The sequence below is a fragment of the Thalassobaculum sp. genome (assembly GCF_965223715.1).
Classification (GTDB): Bacteria; Pseudomonadota; Alphaproteobacteria; order Thalassobaculales; family Thalassobaculaceae; genus Thalassobaculum.
In genome coordinates, this window is the sequence record NZ_OZ245012.1 from 211,112 (window position 1) to 231,212 (window position 20,101).

The following is a 20,101-nucleotide window of genomic DNA, read 5'->3' on the forward strand; positions in this document are numbered from 1 at the left end:
GACCCGTGCCGCCTCAATGGCTCTTGTGCGCCGGTCGGGTGGCGTAGAGGGCGGAGAAGGCGAGCTGTTCCTCGAACAGGCCGGTCGGCTGCAGCGCCAGGAGCCGGGAGCGGGCGTCGATCTCGAAGCTGTCGACCCGGCCGCCCAGACGCTTCGGATTGAAGTAGGAGGTGGAGAACATGTGGCCGATGGCGTCGTCCACCGTCCAGCGGCGCGTCACCGGATACAGCACCCGCTCGACCTCGCTGAAGGCGGAGGCGTGCAGGTACTCCTCGTGATGGCCGCGGCTGGCGGCGGCGGGAATGCCGTCGGGGCACCAGTCCGTCTTCAGCGCTTCGATCACCTGACCGATCTGGGTCTGGGCGCGGGTCCCGATGTCCTCGTGCACGATCACCACGCCGCCGCCGCGCTCCAGCACCCCGTCCAGCCGGTCCAGCACCAGGGCCCGGTCGGTCCAGTGGAAGGAGCGGCCGAACAGGGCGACCCGGGCGGGGCCGTCCTCCGGTCCCACCGCCTCGGCGGTCTTGTTGACGAAGGTGATGTCCGCACCGATCTCGACGGCCCTCCGACGGGCGGCGGCCAGCATGGGGGCGTTCGGTTCGATCCCGGTCACCGATACGCCGAGATCATGCAGGCTGAAGGTCAGGGGGCCAGGCCCGCAGCCGATATCGAGCACCCGGCCGACGCCGTCCTCCAGGGAGAAGCGCCGGACGATGTCGGCAACCATCTCCGACGGATAGGGGAGACGGTGGCGCACATAGTGGTCGACGGCGCTGTCGAACAGGGTGGTGGTGTCGATCATGGCAGGGTCGGCCGTCGAAGGGTGAAGGAGCGGGCAGCATACCCGAACCGGATGACGGATCGAGGAGCGGATCCTGCGCGCGGGGCAGGGGGAAATCCGTGTTTGAGGCTTGGGCGTGTCCCTCGCCCCCTGTACTCTGGCGCAAACCGGTCCATGTGATCGGGGCGACAATCCATCGACACAGGAGGATTCCATGACCAAGGCCTATGCCGAAATCACCGAGCTGATGCAGCGCTATTTCGACGGGTTCTACAACGGCGACGTGGAGCTCCTGAAGACGGTGTTCCACCCGAGCTGCCATCTGCTCTCCGCCCGCGACGGATCGCTGACGGATGACGACATGGAGGCGGTCTACAAGCGCGTCGCCGGCCGCACCGCGCCCGCGGTGAACGGCGAGACCAACCGGGACCGTATCCTGTCGATCGACCTCGCCAACCCGGAGCTGGCCCTGGCCAAGGTTCAGATCGCCATCGGCCAGAAGCTGTTCACCGACTACCTGAACTGCATCCGGATCGACGGCGAGTGGAAGATCATCTCAAAGGTCTTCACCTACGACCTGATGGAACAGCCGGCGTTCAACGCCCAGGCGGCGGAGTAGGCCCGGCAGGGGGAGGGAAGCCGGCCTGTCACGGGCCTGTCCAAATTCCCCTCTCTTCCGTCTTCCCGGGCGTGACCCGGGACCCAGACATCCGCGTGACGGAGCGCCGGGGAAAACATCCGACGCTCCGGCCGCTCAAATCCTGGGTCCCGGCGCAAGGCCGGGAAGACGAATGGAGGGAGTGAGGGAGCAGCGCGGAGGGGAGGGTCGTCAGCCTAAGAGAAAGTACCTCTGAGGGATGAATCCGAACCTTTTCGCGATCCGTTCCGAACAAGAATATCGATATTTTTCAATAATATAATCACCTTAATCAACCCAAAGCATCGACCCCCTCCACTCCTTTACTACCCCCTTAACCAATCTTTTCTTCATTCTCCCAGCACACTCCAGCCACCCCCGGAAACGCCAAAGGCCCGCATCAAGCGGGCCTTCGCGTTACAGGTATCGTCCACGTCCGGCGTCAGGCGGGGTTCGCCTCCGGGGCGGAGCCCTCCGGGCGGGAGCGGCGCTGGGACATGAACTGGTCGAATTCGGCCTTGTCCTTGGCCCGACGGAGCTGCTCCAGGAACTCCTTGAACTCTTCCTGCTCCTCCTCGAGGCGGCGCAGTGTCTCGGCCTTGTAGTCGTCGAACGCGGCGTTGCCGCTCGATCCGCTGGCGCGGGATTCAGACTTCCACCACTGACCGCGGCTACGCTTGAAACAACCCATCCGTCCACTCCACATCATGTATCCGAGGATCGCGAGGCCAATCGGCCAGAAAACGACGAAGCCGGCGATCATCAGCCCGATCCAGGCTGGCTTGCCGTACTCATCGAGCTTGTGAACCAGCTCCATAGAACCTCCAATGTTAATGTTTATAACATTCACATAAGAGATCGCGTGTCCGATATCAAGGAGGGCGGGCGGAAAAATCGGTGTGGTAAAACCCGTGGTCGTCAGCGTTGGTGGACCGGCAGTCCCAGGCCCTGCAGATAGACCAGCACGCCGGCCTCCAGCAGTTCCTCCGGTGTCATCGGCAGGGACCGCGATCCGCCCGCGCTGCGGGTGAACAGCGAGGCCACCCCATGGGCCAGGCTCCAGACATGGAGGGCGACCATGAGGGCCGGCGGCCTCTGACCTTCCGGTGCCAGTGCACATAAGGTGTCGGCGGCCCGGCGCAAGACCGAGAAGGCGTGGTCGGAGGCACGGCGCAGCTCCGGCGTGGCATTGCGGTCGATCCCGGCCTCGAACATCGCCGAATAATGCGAAGGCTCGTCCCGGGCGAAGGCCAGATAGGCCTGGCCGGTCCGCTCGAAGGCGGTGAAGGGGTCGGGTCGGCCGTCGTCCCAGGCGGCCCCCAGCCGTTCGGCGAAGAGGGTGAAGCCGCGCTCCGCCACATCGGCCAGCAGGGCGTCCCGGTCGCGGAAGTGACGGTAGGGGGCGGCCGGGCTCACCCCGGCGGAGCGGGCCGCGTCGGCGAAGCTGAACCCGCCCGCACCCTTCTCGGCAATCAGGTTCAGGGCGGCCTCGATCAGGGCCTCCTTCAGATTGCCGTGGTGATAGCCGCGCCGCGGGCCACCGGATCCGTCTCTCGACCAGCTCATGCAGCCTAATTAGGCCATCGCCCGGGCGAATGCAGCCGCAATCGTCGCCGCCGAAAGCATCGGGCGATCCGGTGGACGGTTGACGCGGCGGCGGGGCGATAGCATTGCTGTGGCACCGACCGACCGGCTGCCGAGGGCGCGATGGCGACCATCCTGAACTGCTTTCCCCTGACCGTGTACAAGGACCAGCTGGGCCTCGATCCGGCCTATCGCCGGCAGATCGGCGAGGCGGTGATCAATGCCTACCGGACCGGGCCGAAGGCCGGGGTGACCAAGACCAGTGCCTGGACCGGCGACCGCAATGGTCGCGAGTTCCTTCACCTGGAACCGGCAATGGCGCCGATGTTCAGGGCGGTGCATGCCGCCATGCTGGCCTATCTGCGGGCGCTCAAGATCGATCCGTCGAAGCTCGACCTGCACTACACGCGGTCCTGGGGCACGGTCAGCGAGCCGGGACAGTCGATCCGCCGGCACCGGCACAACCAGAGTCACATCTCGGTGGTTTATTATCCGGTCAAGGATGCCGGGACCGGCAACCTGGTGTTCCACCTGCCGGACCCGCTGAACGAGTTCTCCCCCGGCCTGTTCGAACAGCATTCCCGCGACATGGGGCTGATCACCGAGAGCAACATTCTCAATTCGGAGATGGTCGACCTGCCGGTGGGGGAGGACGACATCGTCATCTTCCCGTCCAAGACCTATCACGGCACCGAGCCCAACAACACGCCGGGCACCCGGATCTCGATCGCCATCGACGTCGTGATCACCCTGAAGGACAGCGGCGGCGTGGAATACCTGATGCCGCCGGCGGAGAAGTGGCGGAAGTCTCAGGACGTCTAGATCGCCGGCGCCCTAGTTTCCGTTCAGCAGCTCGGGATGCAGGGATTCCACCGTGAACAGCTCCGACGGTGTGGCGGTCAGGTCGACCGCGAGCTTCAGGCTCACCGCAAGCACCATCAGCGCCAGCAGGCCGCGCAACTGCTCGCCGCGCAGGTTGGCGCCGAGCCGGGTGCCGATCTGGGCGCCGACCACGCCGCCGATCAGCAGTACGATGGCCAGCACCACGTCCACGGTCTGGGTATTGATCGCCTGCAGGAAGACGACGTTGGCGGTCACGAAGATGATCTGGAACAGCGAGGTGCCGACCACCACGCTGGTGGGCATGCCCAGCAGGTAGATCATCGCCGGCACCAGGATGAAGCCGCCGCCCACGCCCATCATCGCCGTCAGCGTGCCGATCACCACCCCGACGCCCAGCGGCAGCAGCACGCTGATATAGAGCTTCGACTTGCGGAACCGCATCTTGAACGGCAGGCCGTGCAGCCAGGTGTGCTGATGGATCTTGCGCCGCCGCGGCGTGGCCGAGCGGGTGCGCCGGATCGAGCGGATGCTCTCGTTCAGCATCAGCCCGCCGATGCTGCCCAGCAGGATCACGTAGCTGAGCCGGATCACCAGGTCGATCTGGCCGATGGAGCGCAGGGCATTGAAAAGCACCACACCGATCGTCGATCCCAGGATGCCGCCCAGCAGCAGCACCGTGCCCATGCGCAGGTCCACATTGCCGCGCCGCCAATGGGCTAGCACGCCGGAGACCGAGGCGCCCACGATCTGGTTGGCGCTGGTCGCCACCGCGACGGCGGGCGGGATGCCGATGAAGATCAGCAGCGGCGTCATCAGGAAGCCGCCGCCGACACCGAACAGCCCGGAGAGGATGCCGATCGCCCCACCCAGCCCAAGGATCACCAGAAGGTTTACGGAAACCTCGGCGATCGGCAGGTAGACGTGCATGGCGCGCTGTCCGGTGTGAGAAGCGGATCATACCTTATGCGCCCGTTCCCGTGGGGCCTGTCAATGACCCGACGTCATTCGCCGCGACTCTGACAAAGATTTTCAGGTCGGTGAGACCGGCGGGTCTCAGTCGGGAACTCCAGCACCGATATCGAGGTAGCGGCGCTCCAGCACCTCGGCCACCGTGGCGACGCCGTCGTTGCAGAAGTCGAAATCCGGTTCCGCCGACGGCTCGGTGGTCGAGCAGGAATAGAACCAGCGCACCCCGCCGTCGTCGCGCACCGGGTAGCCAAGAGATACGCGCTGCATGGTGAGCCCGCGCCAGGCGACGGCGCGCATGCGCGTGTACATGCCGCAGGGGGCGGCACAGGCCGCGAAGAACGGCCGGGCGGCTGCTGCGCGCCGCTCTGCCGGGACCATGTCGAGATAGTTGCGGCCGGTGATCTCCTCGTCATAGGCGCGCCCGATCATCGAGCCGACGATGCGCAGGCGGATGTCGTCCGGCGAGACCAGCTCGTGCACCACCATATGGGCAAGCGCGCCGCCGAGCTCCTCGGGATGGAAGTCGCGCCGATGGGGGACCAGCCCGGTCTTCGGCAGGGCGGCCCAGTGGTCGGCGAAGGCTTGCAGGATGGGGTTGAGGGCTGGGACGCTCACGCCGAGAGTCCCGTGCCGGTTGGCGGCCGACCGGTTCTTGCCGCCCGGGTCAATCGCTGAACTCCGGCACGCCGGCGCCGATGTCGATGTAGTGCCGGTCCAGAACGTTCATCACCTTCAACTCGTCGCGTTCGTCGTAGAAGGTCTTCCGTTCCACCGCCGGGTTTGAGCAGAAATAGACCAGCCGGGCCGCGCCGCTGTCGTCGCGCATGGGGAAGGCGATCGACTCACGGGTGAGGACAGTGCCGTTGGTGGCGACCGACCGCAGATGGACCAGCATGCCCGCCGGCTGCTCGCAGATGAGAAAGATCGCCCGCGACGCCTTCGCCCGGCGCCCCTCGTCGACGAAATCGAGATAGTTCCGGCCGGTGATCTCCTGGCCGTAGTCGTCCACCACCGCCGTGCCCACCAGCCGCAGCTTCAGGTGCTCGGGCGAGATCAGTTCGTGGATCACCAGATTGGCCAGCAGCCCGGGAATGCGCTCCGGCTCGAAATGCTGCCGGCTGGGGATCAGATCGACGGTCGGCAGCGTCAGCCAGTAGCGCGCGAATGCAACGGTCAGCGCCGTTGCATCCTCCAGCGAGGCCATCACCAGATCTTCTCGCGTCACGCCCGCCCCCGATGGAGGCGGGCCAGGTGTCTGACGCTTACCCCCGGTTCATCCGGTTCTCGACCAGATCGTCGACCACCGCCGGATCGGCGAGTGTCGACGTATCGCCGAGCTGATCGTGTTCGTTCGCGGCGATTTTCCGCAGAATACGTCGCATGATCTTGCCGGAGCGGGTCTTTGGCAAGCCCGGTGCCCACTGGATCAGGTCCGGCGAGGCGATCGGGCCGATCTCCTTGCGTACCCACTGGACCAGCTCCTTGCGCAGTTCCTCGCTCGGCTCCTCGCCGGCGTTCAGGGTGACATAGGCGTAGATGCCCTGGCCCTTGAGGTCGTGCGGATAGCCGACCACGGCGGATTCCGCGACCTTCGAATGGGCGACCAGCGCGCTCTCGACCTCGGCTGTGCCCATGCGGTGGCCGGAGACGTTGATCACGTCGTCGACCCGGCCGGTGATCCAGTAATAGCCGTCGGCATCGCGGCGGCAGCCATCGCCGGAGAAGTAGCGGCCCGGGAAGGTGGTGAAATAGGTCTGGATAAAGCGCTCGTGGTCGCCATAGACCGTGCGCATCTGGCCCGGCCAGCTGTCCTCGATGCAGAGATTGCCTTCGGTCGCCCCTTCCAGGTCGTTGTGGTCGTTGTCGACCACCACCGGCTTGATGCCGAAGAAGGGCAGGGTGGCGGAGCCCGGCTTCAGCTTGGTCGCCCCCGGCAGCGGGGAGATCAGGATGCCGCCGGTCTCGGTCTGCCACCAGGTGTCCACCACCGGGCAGCGCTCGTCGCCGACCACGCGGTGGTACCAGAGCCAGGCTTCCGGGTTGATCGGTTCGCCGACCGAGCCGAGGAGGCGCAGGGAGGACCGGTCGGTCTTCTTCACCGGGCCCTCGCCCTCGCGCATCAGGGCGCGGATGGCGGTCGGCGCGGTGTAGAAGGTGTTGACCTCGTGCTTGTCGACCACGTCCCAGAACCGGCTGGTATTGGGATAGTTTGGTACGCCCTCGAACATCAGGGTCGTCGCCCCGTTCGCCAGCGGTCCGTAGACGATATAGCTGTGCCCCGTGACCCAGCCGACATCGGCGGTGCACCAGTAGACCTCGCCCGGCTTGTAGTCGAAGACGTATTCGTGGGTCATCGACGCGTAGACCAGATAGCCGCCCGAGGTGTGCAGCACGCCCTTCGGCTTACCGGTCGAGCCGGAGGTGTAGAGGATGAACAGCGGGTCCTCCGCGCCGATCTCGGCCGGCGGGCAGTCCGGCGAGGCGGCGGCGGTGACGTCGTGGTACCAGTGGTCGCGGCCCTCGACCATGGTCACGTCGTCGCCGGTATGCTGGACGACGATCACGGTCTTGCAGTTCGGGCAGTGCTCCAGCGCCTCGTCGGCGTTCTTCTTCAGCGGGATGTGGCGGCCGCCGCGCATGCCGGCATCGGAGGTGATCAGCACGGTGCTGTCGCAGTCCTCGATGCGGCCGTGCAGGCTCTCCGGCGAGAAGCCGCCGAACACCACGGAATGGATGGCGCCGATCCGCGCGCAGGCCAGCATCGCGTAGGCGGCCTCGGGGATCATCGGCATGTAGATGGTGACCCGGTCGCCCTTCTTGACGCCCAGATCCTTCATCGCGTTGGCCAGCCGGCAGACCTGCTCGTGCAGCTCGCGATAGGTGATGGTCTTGCTGACGCTCGGCTCGTCGCCTTCCCAGATGATGGCGGCCTGGTCTGCCTTGTCCTTCAGATGGCGGTCGATGCAGTTCGCCGCCACGTTCAGCGTGCCGTCCTCGTACCAGCGGATATGCAGGTCGCTGGCGTCGTAGGAGACGTCCTTCACCTTGGTGTACGGCTTGATCCAGTCGATCCGCTTGCCGTGCTCGCCCCAGAAGCCCTCCGGGTCCTCGATCGAGCGCTTGTACATCTGCTGGTACTTGTCGGCATCCACCAGGGCCTTGGAGGCGAACTCCGCTGGTACGTCAAGGATGTCTGTGGACATGCGATCGCTCCCTCTGCCCTCTGTTATTCCGCCCCTGCCCGGGGAGGTTGTCAGACCGCAGTATCTGCATCGGGCGGGTGGTTAACAAGATGCGGGTCCGAAGTTTCCCGGCAACGGGATGGATTCTGTCAAGGAACGCGAAACCTTGGCGGTGGTTCAGTCAAAAAATTGACAGCCAGGTTTACAGTCCGTCGCCGCGCATCGCCTCCTCCAGCGCGTCGGCATCCTCCAGGTCCAGGACCCGGCGGGCGATGTCCAGGGAGAAGCCGGCCCGGGCCAGGGCGGCCATGTCACGGTCGCGCCGCTCCTCGCGTTCCTGCGGGTCGCGCATCGGGCCGAGCCGGCGGCGCCGGGCGAAACGGCAGGCGGCGGCGATCTCGGCGGCCTCCCCGTCCTCGCCGTCCTGCTCCTCCAGCGCCGTCTCGATCAGGGTCCCGTCGACGCCCTTCTCCCGCAGCTTCATCGCGATCCGTCGGGCGGAGTCGCCGCGGCGGCGCAGGCTGGCGGCCTTGCCCTCGGCGAAGGAGCGGTCATCGACGATGCCGGAGGCGGCGAAGCGTGCGACCACCTCCTCGACCCAGGGCGTGGCCTCCTCGGGGTCGCACCGTTCCTCCCGGGCGGCCTTGTCGACCCGGCGCATCAGCACCCGGCGCAGCCCGTCCACCGAGCTGGCGTAGCGTTCCAGGTAGTGCAGGGCGGCGCGTTCCAAGTAGGTCTTGGTGAGCGGTCCGCGTTTCTTTCCGCGAGGGGGCTGTTTCATACGACGAGACTAGCACGCTCCGGCCCTTCGACACGCCCCTGCGGGGCTGCTCAGGTCGAGCCGGCAAATTCAAATCCCAAACCCGTCATCCCGGCGAACCCCGGGCTCGACCCGGGGATCGGCCGGGACCGAGTCCGAGCTCCGGCACCAGGGTCCCGGCCCACCGCCGGACCAATCCCGGATTAAATCCGGGACGGCGTCGTCCGGGATGACGAGTGAATTGAGAGATAAAACGGGCCAACCCTCACGGGCTCTCCGGACCTGATCCGCGGAGCGTGTCGAAGAGCCGCGCGAATACCCCTGTAAATATTAATCGAAAGATCACGTGGTTCACGTTGACAAGCACCGGACGCATACTGAGTATCGCCGTTTTCGCCGGTCCGGGGACGATTCGCGTAGACCCGGCGGCTGCAAGTGAGGAGTAAGTGTCGTGGTGACTAGCGTGATGCCGACCTATGGCCGGATCGACATCGCCTTCGAGCGGGGCGAGGGACCCTACTTGTATAGCACCGACGGCCGACGATTCCTCGACTTCGCGACGGGCATCGCCACCAACTCCCTGGGCCATGCCCATCCGAAGCTGGCCAAGGCGATCGCCGACCAGGCCGCCAAGCTGATGCACGTGTCGAACCTGTACCGGATTCCGGAGCAGGAGGCGCTGGCCGACAAGCTGGTCGCCACCTCCTTCGCCGACACCGTGTTCTTCTGCAACTCGGGTGCGGAGTCCCTGGAAGGCTCGATCAAGGTGGCGCGCCGCTACCAGTTCCATGTGGGCCAGCCGCACCGGACCAAGGTGATCTGCTGCAACCACGCCTTCCACGGCCGGACGCTGGGCACCCTGTCGGCGACCGACAAGGAAGCCTATCGCGAAGGCTTCGGCCCGCGCGTGCAGGGCTTCACCCATGTGGCGTTCGGCAACCTGAACGAAATGCGCGACGCCGCCGCGGCCGATGATGCCGCCGCGATCCTGGTGGAGCCGGTGCAGGGCGAGGGCGGCATCTTCGTCGCGCCGCCGGAATACCTGCAGGCGCTGCGCGAGATCGCCGACGAGTTCGGCCTGATGCTTGTCTTCGACGAGGTCCAGTGCGGCATGGGCCGGACCGGCAAGCTGTGGGCCCATGAGTGGTCGGGCATCGCGCCGGACATCATGGCGACGGCCAAGGGTCTCGGCGGAGGCTTCCCCGTCGGTGCGGTGATGGCGTCCGAGAAGGCCGCCTCCGGCATGAAGCCGGGCCTGCACGGCTCGACCTACGGCGGCAATCCGCTGGCCATGGTCGCGGCCAAGACGGTGGTCGACATCATCTCCGAGTCCTCGTTCCTCGAGCATGTGGTCAAGACCTCTGAATCCCTGCGCGAGCAGCTCAAGAAGGTCGTCGCCAAGCATCCGGGCGTGGTCGAGGAGGTTCGTGGTGCTGGCTTCCTCATGGGGCTGAAATGCGTGGTCCCGGCTGGCGACCTGCAGACCGCCCTGCGCGAGAAGGGGCTGCTGACCGTCGGCGCCGGGGAGAACGTGCTGCGGGTGCTGCCGCCGCTGACCATCGAGGAAAGCCATGTGTCGGAGGCGGTCTCCATGATCGACGCCGCCTGCGCCGGGCTGGCCCGTCATGCCGCTTGACCGGGCAGACGCCCCGATGACCGAGGGGGTGAAGCACTTCCTCGATCTCGACCAGATCGACCCCACCACCCTGCGCGCGATGATCGAGCAGGCGAAGGACTTCAAGCGCGGGGAGGGGCTGGCCGAGCGTCCGCTGGACGGCAAGATCCTGGCCCTGATCTTCGAGAAGCCCTCGACCCGGACCCGCGTCTCGTTCGAAGCCGGGATGAAGCGTCTGGGCGGCGAGGTCATCATGCTGAACAGTGCGGATCTGCAGCTCGGACGCGGAGAGTCCGTGTCCGACACCGCCAAGGTGCTGTCGCGCTATGTCGACTGCATCATGATCCGGACCTTCGCGGAATCGACGCTGACCGAGCTGGCGGAGAACGCCACGGTGCCGGTGATCAACGGTCTGACCGACCGTACCCACCCATGCCAGCTCATGGCCGACGTGATGGCCTTCGAGGAGCATCGCGGGCCGATCAAGGACAAGGTGATCGCCTGGTCCGGCGACGGCAACAACATGGCGGCGTCCTGGATACAGGCGGCAGTGCAGTTCGATTTCGTGCTGCGCATCGCCTGCCCGCCGGAACTGATGCCGCCGCAGGATGTCATCGACTGGGCCAAGGCCCAGGGCGGCCGGGTGGAGGTCACCCACGACCCTCAGGCCGCAGTGGCCGGGGCCGACGCGGTCGTGACCGACACCTGGGTGTCCATGGGTGACGCCGATTCCAACCGTCACAACCTCCTGGCCCCCTACCGCGTCGATAGCGCGCTGATGGCCAAGGCCAAGCCGGAGGCGGTGTTCCTGCACTGCCTGCCGGCCCATCGCGGCGAGGAGGTCACGGCGGAGGTGATAGACGGTCCGCAGTCGATCGTGTTCGACGAGGCCGAGAACCGCATGCACAGTCAGATGGCCATCCTGCACTGGTGCCTATCGGAGACGAGATGAGAGAACGCGAAACGCTGTTCGAGAACACCGGTCGCGACGACATCATCCTGCCCTTCCAGATCGATCCCTACGGACTGCGCGGCCGCGTGGTCCGTCTGGGCTCGGTTATTGACGGCATTCTGAGCCGCCATGCCTATCCGGAAGCGGTGTCGGTGATGCTCGGAGAGACGGCCGCGCTGGCGGCCTGTCTCGCCGGCTCCCTGAAATACGAGGGCGTGTTCACCCTGCAGACCAAGGGCGACGGGCCCATTGGCGTGCTGATGGCCGACGTCACCACCGCAGGCGCGGTGCGGGCATACGCGACCTTCGACGCCGACAGGGTCGCCCAGCTCGATCCGGCGGACGTGGCAACCCGCTCGGTGCCGCGCCTGTTGGGCGGCGGCTACATCGCCTTCACCGTCGACCAGGGGGCGAACACCGACCGCTACCAGGGCATCGTGGAGCTGTCCGGGCGCACGCTGTCGGAATGCACCCACGCCTATTTCCAGCAGTCCGAACAGCTCGATGCCGGCGTGCTGATCGCCGCCGGCCGCCGGGAGGAGGGCTGGCGTGCGGGCGGCATCATGGTCCAGCGCCTGCCGTATTCCCGCGACCTGCCCGGCCGCCCGAGCGAGGACGAGTACGACGATCTCTGGCGGACCGCCGTGACGCTGATGAGCAGCACCCGCGCCCAGGAACTGCTGGCCGCCGACCTGTCGCCGGACCAGCTGCTCTACCGCCTGTTCCACGAGGCCGGCGTGCGCGCCTACGAGGCGCAGCCGGTGACGGATACCTGCCGCTGCTCGCGGGAGCGGGTGGAGCGCGTGCTTCTCTCGCTGAACGAGGCCGAGATCGACGATATGAAGGTCGACGGCGAATTGATCGTTAACTGTGAATTCTGCAAGCGCGAATGGCGCTATGATGACGACGCGCTCGAGGCGCTGCGCAGTTCCGCGGCGTCGCCGGGCTTCTGATTTTCCACCGACCCAGAAGAGGACACGCCCCATGCGCCTCGACCGCCGTACCCTGATGCTTTCGGCCCTGGCCGCCGCCGGCGTCGGTTCGCTCGCCGCCTGCACCACCCAGAACCCGACCCCGGTCTATCCGGACCTGACCTTCGTGAACCGGCCGCCGATCCGCCTTAATGTCGGCTCTCTGCAGATCGTCGACGAGGTGGTGCCGCCGATGAAGGCGCCGAATGTCGAGCACCTGGCCCCGGTCACCCCGGCCGCCGCGATGGAGCGCTGGGCCCGTGACGTGCTCCAGGCCGGCGGCGGGTCGGGCCGGGCGGTCATGGTGATCCGCCAGGGCAGCATCGTGGAGGAGCGCTTGAAGACCACCACAGGTCTGACGGGCGCCTTCACCACCGATCAGTCCGAGCGCTACACCGTGGCGATGGCGGGCCAGCTCGACCTGTTCGACGGCATGGGGATCCGCCTGGGCCAGGCGCTGGCCGAGGCCGAGCGTTCCAAGACCATCGCCGAGAATGCCTCGCTGAACGACCGTGAGCGGCTCTGGTACGACCTGGTTGAGGCCACCGCCCGCGACTTCGCCACCGCCATGGAGCGGGCGATCAAGCGGGAGCTCGCAGCCTACGTCTACTAGTCCCGACCGTTCCGTCCGGACATGCAAAAAGGCCGGCTCCCGCGAGAGCCGGCCTCGTTCGTCAGGGGGCAGGCGCCGGTCAGGCGGCCTTCGTGCCCTCCAGGCGCTTGGTCGACCCGCCGCTGGCGATCTCGACCTTGCGGGGCTTCTTCTCCTCCGGAACCTCATGGACGAGGTCGACGTGCAGGAGGCCGTTCTCGACGCTGGCGCCGACCACCTTGATGGTCTCGGCCAGATGGAAGCGGCGCTCGAACGCGCGGGTGGCGATACCGCGGTGCAGGAAGCTGCGGTTGGCCTCCTCCTCGGTCTTCTCCACCTTGCCGGAGATCACCAGCGTGGTGTCTTCCACGGTGATGTCGAGGTCGCCCTCACCGAAACCGGCGACCGCCATCGTGATGCGGTAGTCGTCCTCGCCGAGCTTTTCGATGTTGTAGGGCGGGTAGGCCGGCACGTTTCCGGCGTCGCCGGCACGCATCATGTCATCCATGAGTCGCGCCATGCGGTCGAAGCCGACGGTGGACCGGAAAACCGGGGTAAAATCGATGGTACGCATGCCACATCCTCCTCAGAAGCGAAGTGGTTTCAGAGCCTTGCCCGCCATGGTGGCCGGGCGGTTCAGTACCGGAGCCCGATCATCGGCGCCCCGGCGATTATCGAGATAGGAACCTCATAAATTCAGTTCAAGAGGGGATCTCGTGTTGGACATTCCGGCCGGCTGCCCCATACTTGTTTTGATGACGCAACAAATTAACCAAAGGACCGCGGTCACAGCGGTCGTGGTCCTGGATGGCCCGTATCGGGAGGTCATGGACCTTTTGGAGCAGGCCCGGAGCCATGCGGAGCGCAACCGCCGAACGGGCTTTCCCCGACGTCAACCGCCCTCGCGCAGCCGCACACGGGCAAGCTGCGAGGCTCTGAGGGTCACCACGCGGCTGTCCCAGTGTCTGGCCTGGCTGATGGTGCAGAAGGCGATACATGCGGGCGAGCTGCCGCCGGAGGCCGCCCGCGATCCGGACAAGCGTCTCGACGGCCACGACGTCTGCAACGTCACCGACGCCGAGCAGGATCCCGAGATTTCCGATGAACTGCGCAGCCTGCTGACCCGCAGCCGCCGTCTGTACGAGCGCGTGTCGCGCCTGGACGACCGCATCGGCGGCGCATAGAGCAACCCCCGAAACGAAAACGGCGGCCTGAAGGCCGCCGTCGAAATTCGTCGATCCGAAGGGATCAGATGCCGAGACCGGCGAAGCGCTTGTTGAAGCGCGCGACCTGACCGCCGCTGTCGACGATGCGGTGCTGGCCGGTCCAGGCCGGATGCGACTTGGAATCGATTTCCAGCTTCAGCACATCGCCCGGCTTCCCATAGGTGGAGCGGGTGGTGTACTCGGAGCCGTCGGTCATCACGACCTTGATCTCGTGGTAGTCCGGATGGATATCGGCCTTCATCGGGTCTCTCCCGTCACGTCGTCGAGGCGCCCCAACGGTCGCCGGTGCATTTCGGAACGCGGGTAATTACCCGAGAGGCCCGATTTGCGCAAGAGGCAGCGGCAGAAATTCTGCTACCGCTGGGTCAGTTTCAGCTCGATGCGCCGGTTGCGGCTCTTGTTGTCGGTATCGATCGGCTGGAACTCGCCATATCCGGTCGCCGACAGACGGCTGGCGGGGATGCCCTGCTCGATCAGGAACTCGACCACGGAGATCGCCCGGGCGGCGGAAAGCTCCCAGTTGTTGGCGAACTGCTCGTTGTAGATCGGCACCGAGTCCGTATGCCCCTCGATCTGCAGGATCCAGTTGATGTCGTCCGGGATCTTCGCGGCGATGTCCTTGAGCGCGGTGGCGAGCTGGGCGAGGGACTCCCGGCCGTTGTCGCCGATATCGGCCGAGCCGGACTCGAACAGCACCTCGGACTGGAACACGAAGCGGTCGCCGACGATGCGGATGTCCTGGCGGCCCGACAGCACCTCGCGCAGGCGGCCGAAGAACTCGCTGCGGAACCGCGCCAGCTCCTGCACCTTGGTGGCCAGTGCTGCGTTCAGCCGCTTGCCCAGGTCGACGATCTGCGCCCGCTTCTCCTCGTTCTCGCGCTCGGAGATCTCCAGGGCCTCCTCGATGCGGGCAAGCTGCTCGCGCAGGGCGGCGATCTGGGCGTTGAGCAGGTCGACCTGCTGCTGCGCCTCCGCCGCGATCCGCTCCTCCTCGGTCAACTCCGTGCGGGTCTGGACCAGGCTCTCCTGGGCGGAGTTCAGCTCGCTGAACAACTCCTCCAGGCGGATGTCCCGTTGCTCGATCTCCTTCTGGGCCAGCAGGGTGCGTTCGGTCTGGTCGGCGAGCCGCGCCTCCAGCGCCTTGGTCCTGTCGCGCTCGGCGCCAAGAGTCTGGTCGAGCTGGGCGATCCTGTCGGCCGCCTCGGCCAGTTCCTTGCGCAGCGCCTCGCGGGTGGCCTCCAGCGCCTCGCGCTCGGCCCGGAGGTCCTCGGCGGTCTTCTGCTCCGCCTCCAGTTCCGTCTGCAGGCTCGCCACCGACCGCTCGGCGGTATCGAGATCGGCCTGGAGGCGCTCGCGCAGGGCGGCGAGGCTGGCCACCTGGCTCTCCAGGTCGTCGCGGGTCTTGCGCAGGGCGGCGAGGTCGCGGCGCAGCCGTTCCAGGTCGCGGAGCTGCAGTTCGATGGTCTCGCGGTTGGCCTGCACCACCTCCAGGGCCTTGTCGAGATCGGCGGCGATCGCGTCGCGCTCGGAGGTGGCGATGCGCTCCTTCTGTTCGGTCTCCGCCAGCTTGCCCAGCAGCGCGTCGCGCTCCTTCAGGACCTCCAGCAGGCGGGCGTCGACCCCGGTCCGGCTGGCCTCCAGGCTGTCGATCCGGCCCTGCAGGACCGCCCGCTCGCGGGTCATCTCGGCCAGCCGGCTCTCCAGGGTCGACTGGGCGGCGGTCAGCCGGTCGACCTGGGCGCTCAGCCGGTCCCGGGTGGACAGGGAGGTCTGCAGCTCGGCGGAAAGCTGGGCGACGGTGACGCGCAGTTCGGCGTTCGCCTCGCGCTCCAGCGACAGCAGGTCGGACAGTTCGGCGATCTGCTGGTTCAGCCGGGCCAGGGTCTCGTCCTTACCGGACAGGATCTGGGTCAGGTAGAACTGGGCGACGATGAAGATCATCAGGACGAAGATGATCACCATCAGCAGCGAGGCGAGCGCGTCGACGAAGCCCGGCCAGGTGTTGGTGTCGCGATTGCGTCGGCGGGCGAGCGCGGACATGGATCAGTCCCGCCGTTCTTCCTCGGCCAGGGCGGCGATGGTGCGCGCCACGAGCCGGATCTCTCCCCGCAGTTCCTCGGTCATCTGGGCCCGGCCGTTGCCGCTATCCTCCAGCAGGCGGGCCATATACGCCTCGATGTTGCGCAGGTGGCTGCGCACGATCTCGTCGCGGCCGCCGCCGCTGGCATCGGCCAGGCGCGAGAGCACCGGCCGCAGGTCGTCCTGGGCGGAGACCATCCGGTGCAGCATGTCCCGGTCGGTGTCCAGCTTGTCGGTCAGTTCGCGGAGCTGCTCGACCAGGGCGACCATGATGGCGTTGTTGCTGCGCCGGTCGTCCTCGCCGCGCGACATGATGCGCTGCAGCTTGTCGAGGGACTCCGCCGTCTGCTCCATCAGCGCCTGCTGGTACGCGGTGGCAGAATGCTCGCCGTCGCCGATGATCGAGGAGCCGCCTAGGCGGGTGAAGCTCGACAGCCATTCCTCAAGCTCGTTGTAGAACCGGTTCTGCGCCTTGCCGAGCTGCAGGTCGAGGAAGCCCAGAACCAGGGAGCCGGCGAGGCCGAACAGGGAGGAGGCGAAGGCGGTGCCCATGCCGGCCAGCGGCGACTGCAGCCCGGCCTTCATGTCGGAGAACACGGTGCCGAGATCGCCGCTTTCGATCGACAGGCCGTTGATCACGTCACTGACCGCGCCGACGGTCCGCAGCAGGCCCCAGAACGTGCCGAGCAGGCCCAGAAAGATCAGCAGGCCGATCAGGTAGCGCGAGATGTCCCGCGACTCCTCCAGCCGCACGCTGATGCTGTCGAGAAGGGAGCGCAGGGACATGGCCGACAGGGTGCTCTGCCGTCCGCTCGACTGGCGCTCGTTCAGCAGGGTCGCGACCGGCGCCAGCAGCACCGGGTCGCGCTGCATGGACATGTTGTTGCGGAAGCTGTCGATCCACGAGGCTTCCGGGGCCAGCGCGAAGACCTGCTGAAAGACGAACAGGATGCCGATGATCGCCACGCCCAGGATCACGCCGTTCAGGGCCGGGTTGGCCATGAAGGCGTCGATCAGAGGGCCGAACAGGACGCCCGCCACGACCAGAACCGCGACGAGAAAGATGATCATGCGGACCAGGTAGCGACGCGGATCGGTCACAGGGCGGTACGTCCTTCTCTTCGTAAGCCTCCCCGGCGGCCCCCGGGGACGGAGCCGGTGGCGGTCAGGCCATCGGTCAGCGGTTTATGACGACCAGGTCGACCCGATCGGCCGGGCCGTCATCGGCCCGGTTGCCGAGGGCACGCACATCCATGCGCGTGCTGGCGATGTCGTTGTCGATCAGATAGGCGCGTACCGCCAGGGCCCGCGACAGCGACAGGCGGCGGGCCTTGTTCGCCCCGTCCTGATCGCCATTGGCGTAGGCCATGAGCTGCAGGCGCAGGCCGCTGTCCTGCTTCAGCTTGGCGATCACCGGATCGAGCTTGGCGGCGGCGTCACCGGGCAGCTGGGACTGGCCGTTGGGGAAGGCGATCCGGGTGGTGTCGCCGCTGGCGCTCTGGGACGAGGGCTGCGGTGCCGGCGCGGAGGTCGCAGCGGCCGGTGCGGAGGCCTGGGTCGGCTCCTGACGCGGCACGGCCGGCGGCGGGGGCGGTGGGGTCACGGACGCGCTGCGGGTCGGCGCCGCCGGGGCCGGAGGTGGCGGAGCCGGCGGCGTCGCTGCGGCGGCCGAACTGGCCGACGGTGCGGGCGGCGGCGGCGGCGGCGTGGGAGCGGCCGAGGCGGTCTGCTGCGGCTGCGGTTTCGGCGTCGCCGGCTTCGGCGCCTCGGGCTGCGGCACGGATGCACTTTGCGTGGTGCTGGACGGCCGCGGCGTGGGCTCACGCAGGGTCGGCGCCGGGGTCGGGGACGAGGCGCGCGGCACGGCGGCGACAGAGCTCGACGGCGCGCTGCCGCTGCGGCCCTGGATCAGCGCCTGGACCGCCGGCGGCGGCGCGGCGTAGCGCGGCGCGTCCGGGCGCACCAGGAATGAGGGAATGTTCGTCGGCGCCCCGGTGGTCACGCCCGGCGTCGGGTAGGCGCCCGGCGACGGCATCGGCGGGGCATAGCCCGGCATGGTGCCGGCCGATCCGCCGAGCCCGTTCAGCACGCTCAGATCGACCGTGACGTTCGGATTGGTCTCTATGTATGGGCTCGTGACCGTCTGTGCCCACAGCGGAGCGGCCCCGCCCGTGGCGGCGATGGCGGCGGCGATAAGCGTCAGTGCGACGTGCGCGCGATGTCCCCGCATCGTTCCTCCCGAACCAGCGATTGCCCGCCGGTTATACCAGAGGTGGGGAGTCCGACAACAGCGCCGCCGAGTCGCAGACCCGGCTAAATCACTAGAAAGGGCAGGGAATCGCGCTTTAACGCTACTTCGCGCCGCGCAGCAGCTTCACCAGGGGGGCGTGCAGCGCATCGTTGGCGGCGACAACGTCGCCCGATTCGAGGACGTCGGTGCGGCCGGCGAAGTCGCTGACATAGCCGCCCGCCTCTTTCACCAGCAGGATGCCGGCGGCGATGTCCCAGGCGTTCAGCTTGTGCTCCCAGAACCCGTCGAAGCGGCCCGAGGCGACCCAGGCCAGGTCCAGGGCGGCGGCCCCGAAGCGGCGCACTCCGGCGGACGCACCCATCACGGCGCGCTGCTGGGCCAGGAAGGTGTCGTGGTTGCCGCCCAGCCCGGCGACCGGGATGCCGGTGGCGAAGACGGATTCCTGCATGTTGCGGCGGCCGGAGACCCGCAGGCGGCGGTCGTTCAGATACGCACCAGCTCCCTTCTCGGCCCAGTAGAACTCGTCGGTCAGCGGCTGGTAGACAGCACCGGCGATGACCTCGCCCTTTTCCTCCAGCGCCACCGAGATGGCGAAATGCGGGATGCCGTGCAGGAAGTTCAGGGTCCCGTCCAGCGGGTCGATGATCCAGCGCTGCTTGTTCGGGTCGGTGCCCTCGACGCTGCCGGACTCCTCCATCAGGAAGCCGTATTTCGGCCGGGCGTGCTTCAGCTCCTCGTACAGCAGCTTCTCGGCCTGCTTGTCGGCGGTCGACACGAAGTCGGCCGGGCCCTTCTTGGAGACCTGCAGGTTCTCGACCTCGCCGAAGTCGCGGCGCAGGCTGCGGGCCGCCTTCTGGCAGGCCTTGAAGACGACGTTGTAGAGGGCCGAACGGACGGCCATGGGCATATCCTCGATGGTTGGATGCGGGGCCCGGGCCGGCCGGGCCGCCGTTAGTCAGTCACTAGGGACTCAGTCTTTCGCGCGCTCGACGTAGCTGCAGTCTTCCGGCTTCACGACGATGCGGGTGCCGGCCTCGATATGCGGCGGGACCAGGACCTTCACGCCGTTCTCCAGAACCGCCGGCTTGTAGGACGAGGAGGCGGTCTGCCCCTTCACCACGGCGTCGGCCTCGACGATCGTCATCACGACGGTGTCGGGCAGGCTGATCGAGAGCGGCTCTTCCTCGTAGGACTCGATGGTCACGGCCATGCCGTCCTGCAGGAAGGCCTTCTGGTCGCCGACCATCTCGGAATTGACCGCCACCTGCTCGAAGGTCTCACCGTCCATGAAGTACAGCAGGTCGCCGTCCTCGTAGAGATACGTCGCGTTACGCTGCTCCAGCCGCACGCGCTCCACCTGCTCGTCGGCGCGGAAGCGCTCGTTCAGCTTGGTGCCGTTGCGAATGTCCTTCATCTCGACCTGGTTGAAGGCGCCGCCCTTGCCGGGCTTCACCGCCTGCGTCTTGGTGACGACCCAGAGCCGGTTCTGGTGCTCGACCACATTGCCGATGCGCACCGCGTTGCCGTTGATCTTCATCGAAGTCCCGTCCGCGAAAAGAAGTGCCGGAAATCGCGGCGGCTTTTATCAGGCGGGGCGGGCGCTGTCCACGCTTTGCCCCGGGCCGCGGCCGCTCGGTTGGGCCTTCCGGAGGTGGGCGG

22 protein-coding genes are annotated in these 20,101 nt (G+C 67.1%); 7 read left to right on the plus strand and 15 right to left on the minus strand.

The window, feature by feature from the left end:
• Positions 1-13: 13 nt before the first annotated feature.
• On the minus strand, positions 14-802 hold the full coding sequence (locus ACOQOP_RS00990) for a class I SAM-dependent methyltransferase (RefSeq protein ID WP_420564450.1): 789 nt from the start codon (positions 800-802) through the stop codon (positions 14-16).
• Between the two features lie 193 nt (positions 803-995).
• On the opposite strand from ACOQOP_RS00990, the gene ACOQOP_RS00995 reads away from it, so the two are divergent.
• Positions 996-1,400 carry a nuclear transport factor 2 family protein gene (locus ACOQOP_RS00995; protein WP_420564451.1) on the plus strand — a complete coding sequence of 135 codons (405 nt, stop codon included), beginning with the start codon at positions 996-998 and terminating at the stop codon, positions 1,398-1,400.
• Between the two features lie 460 nt (positions 1,401-1,860).
• Here the strand turns inward: ACOQOP_RS00995 and ACOQOP_RS01000 are convergent, their stop codons facing one another.
• Together ACOQOP_RS01000 and ACOQOP_RS01005 are read right to left on the minus strand one after the other, a co-directional pair.
• Positions 1,861-2,235 (minus strand): DUF2852 domain-containing protein, encoded by a 375-nt coding sequence (locus ACOQOP_RS01000; protein ID WP_420564452.1) that lies wholly within the window; start codon positions 2,233-2,235, stop codon positions 1,861-1,863.
• Between the two features lie 101 nt (positions 2,236-2,336).
• Entirely contained in the window at positions 2,337-2,984 is a 648-nt protein-coding gene (locus tag ACOQOP_RS01005) for a TetR/AcrR family transcriptional regulator (RefSeq protein WP_420564453.1), read from the minus strand.
• 141 nt (positions 2,985-3,125) lie between these two features.
• On the opposite strand from ACOQOP_RS01005, the gene ACOQOP_RS01010 reads away from it, so the two are divergent.
• Positions 3,126-3,824, plus strand: coding sequence for a putative 2OG-Fe(II) oxygenase (locus ACOQOP_RS01010; RefSeq protein ID WP_420564454.1), 699 nt, complete (start codon positions 3,126-3,128; stop codon positions 3,822-3,824).
• Positions 3,825-3,836: 12 nt separating this feature from the next.
• On the opposite strand, the gene ACOQOP_RS01015 is transcribed toward ACOQOP_RS01010, so the two are convergent.
• The 5 genes from ACOQOP_RS01015 to ACOQOP_RS01035 all read right to left on the minus strand — a co-directional run bounded on the left by ACOQOP_RS01015 (position 3,837) and on the right by ACOQOP_RS01035 (position 8,726).
• Complete coding sequence (locus ACOQOP_RS01015; RefSeq protein ID WP_420564455.1) at positions 3,837-4,772, minus strand: sulfite exporter TauE/SafE family protein; 936 nt, start codon at positions 4,770-4,772, stop codon at positions 3,837-3,839.
• Between the two features lie 126 nt (positions 4,773-4,898).
• A complete protein-coding gene (locus ACOQOP_RS01020) occupies positions 4,899-5,429 on the minus strand; it encodes a PAS domain-containing protein (RefSeq protein WP_420564456.1) in 531 nt (176 codons plus the stop codon).
• A gap of 49 nt (positions 5,430-5,478) precedes the next feature.
• On the minus strand, positions 5,479-6,039 hold the full coding sequence (locus ACOQOP_RS01025) for a PAS domain-containing protein (protein WP_420564457.1): 561 nt from the start codon (positions 6,037-6,039) through the stop codon (positions 5,479-5,481).
• A gap of 37 nt (positions 6,040-6,076) precedes the next feature.
• Entirely contained in the window at positions 6,077-8,017 is a 1,941-nt protein-coding gene (gene acs / locus ACOQOP_RS01030; protein WP_420564458.1) for an acetate--CoA ligase, read from the minus strand.
• A gap of 181 nt (positions 8,018-8,198) precedes the next feature.
• Positions 8,199-8,726, minus strand: coding sequence for a regulatory protein RecX (locus tag ACOQOP_RS01035; protein ID WP_420564459.1), 528 nt, complete (start codon positions 8,724-8,726; stop codon positions 8,199-8,201).
• Between the two features lie 496 nt (positions 8,727-9,222).
• On the opposite strand from ACOQOP_RS01035, the gene ACOQOP_RS01040 reads away from it, so the two are divergent.
• The 4 genes from ACOQOP_RS01040 to ACOQOP_RS01055 are packed head-to-tail and all read left to right on the plus strand — an operon-like array spanning position 9,223 to position 12,907.
• On the plus strand, positions 9,223-10,392 hold the full coding sequence (locus tag ACOQOP_RS01040) for an aspartate aminotransferase family protein (protein ID WP_420566562.1): 1,170 nt from the start codon (positions 9,223-9,225) through the stop codon (positions 10,390-10,392).
• 16 nt (positions 10,393-10,408) lie between these two features.
• A complete protein-coding gene (gene argF / locus ACOQOP_RS01045; RefSeq protein ID WP_420564460.1) occupies positions 10,409-11,323 on the plus strand; it encodes an ornithine carbamoyltransferase in 915 nt (304 codons plus the stop codon).
• Positions 11,320-12,276, plus strand: coding sequence for an Hsp33 family molecular chaperone HslO (locus ACOQOP_RS01050; protein WP_420564461.1), 957 nt, complete (start codon positions 11,320-11,322; stop codon positions 12,274-12,276). The genes argF and ACOQOP_RS01050 overlap by 4 nt, the downstream gene beginning before the upstream one ends.
• Positions 12,277-12,307: 31 nt before the next feature.
• The gene (locus tag ACOQOP_RS01055) at positions 12,308-12,907 is read left to right on the plus strand and encodes a hypothetical protein (protein WP_420564462.1); all 600 of its coding nucleotides are present in this window, start codon (positions 12,308-12,310) and stop codon (positions 12,905-12,907) included.
• 79 nt (positions 12,908-12,986) lie between these two features.
• On the opposite strand, the gene ACOQOP_RS01060 is transcribed toward ACOQOP_RS01055, so the two are convergent.
• The gene (locus tag ACOQOP_RS01060) at positions 12,987-13,460 is read right to left on the minus strand and encodes an Hsp20 family protein (RefSeq protein ID WP_420564463.1); all 474 of its coding nucleotides are present in this window, start codon (positions 13,458-13,460) and stop codon (positions 12,987-12,989) included.
• Positions 13,461-13,713: 253 nt separating this feature from the next.
• Here ACOQOP_RS01060 and ACOQOP_RS01065 point away from each other — a divergent pair, with 253 nt between their 5' ends.
• The gene (locus tag ACOQOP_RS01065; RefSeq protein ID WP_420564464.1) at positions 13,714-14,070 is read left to right on the plus strand and encodes a DUF1465 family protein; all 357 of its coding nucleotides are present in this window, start codon (positions 13,714-13,716) and stop codon (positions 14,068-14,070) included.
• 64 nt (positions 14,071-14,134) lie between these two features.
• Here the strand turns inward: ACOQOP_RS01065 and rpmE are convergent, their stop codons facing one another.
• From rpmE to efp, 6 genes are all read right to left on the minus strand, one after another.
• A complete protein-coding gene (gene rpmE / locus ACOQOP_RS01070; protein ID WP_420564465.1) occupies positions 14,135-14,353 on the minus strand; it encodes a 50S ribosomal protein L31 in 219 nt (72 codons plus the stop codon).
• A 113-nt stretch (positions 14,354-14,466) separates the two neighbouring features.
• Complete coding sequence (locus tag ACOQOP_RS01075) at positions 14,467-16,152, minus strand: peptidoglycan -binding protein (protein ID WP_420564466.1); 1,686 nt, start codon at positions 16,150-16,152, stop codon at positions 14,467-14,469.
• Between the two features lie 3 nt (positions 16,153-16,155).
• The gene (locus ACOQOP_RS01080; RefSeq protein ID WP_420564467.1) at positions 16,156-17,292 is read right to left on the minus strand and encodes a flagellar motor protein MotA; all 1,137 of its coding nucleotides are present in this window, start codon (positions 17,290-17,292) and stop codon (positions 16,156-16,158) included.
• 76 nt (positions 17,293-17,368) lie between these two features.
• A complete protein-coding gene (locus ACOQOP_RS01085; protein WP_420564468.1) occupies positions 17,369-18,421 on the minus strand; it encodes an OmpA family protein in 1,053 nt (350 codons plus the stop codon).
• 121 nt (positions 18,422-18,542) lie between these two features.
• Complete coding sequence (locus ACOQOP_RS01090) at positions 18,543-19,343, minus strand: inositol monophosphatase family protein (RefSeq protein ID WP_420564469.1); 801 nt, start codon at positions 19,341-19,343, stop codon at positions 18,543-18,545.
• 69 nt (positions 19,344-19,412) lie between these two features.
• A complete protein-coding gene (gene efp, locus ACOQOP_RS01095; protein ID WP_420564470.1) occupies positions 19,413-19,979 on the minus strand; it encodes an elongation factor P in 567 nt (188 codons plus the stop codon).
• Positions 19,980-20,101: the final 122 nt, after the last annotated feature.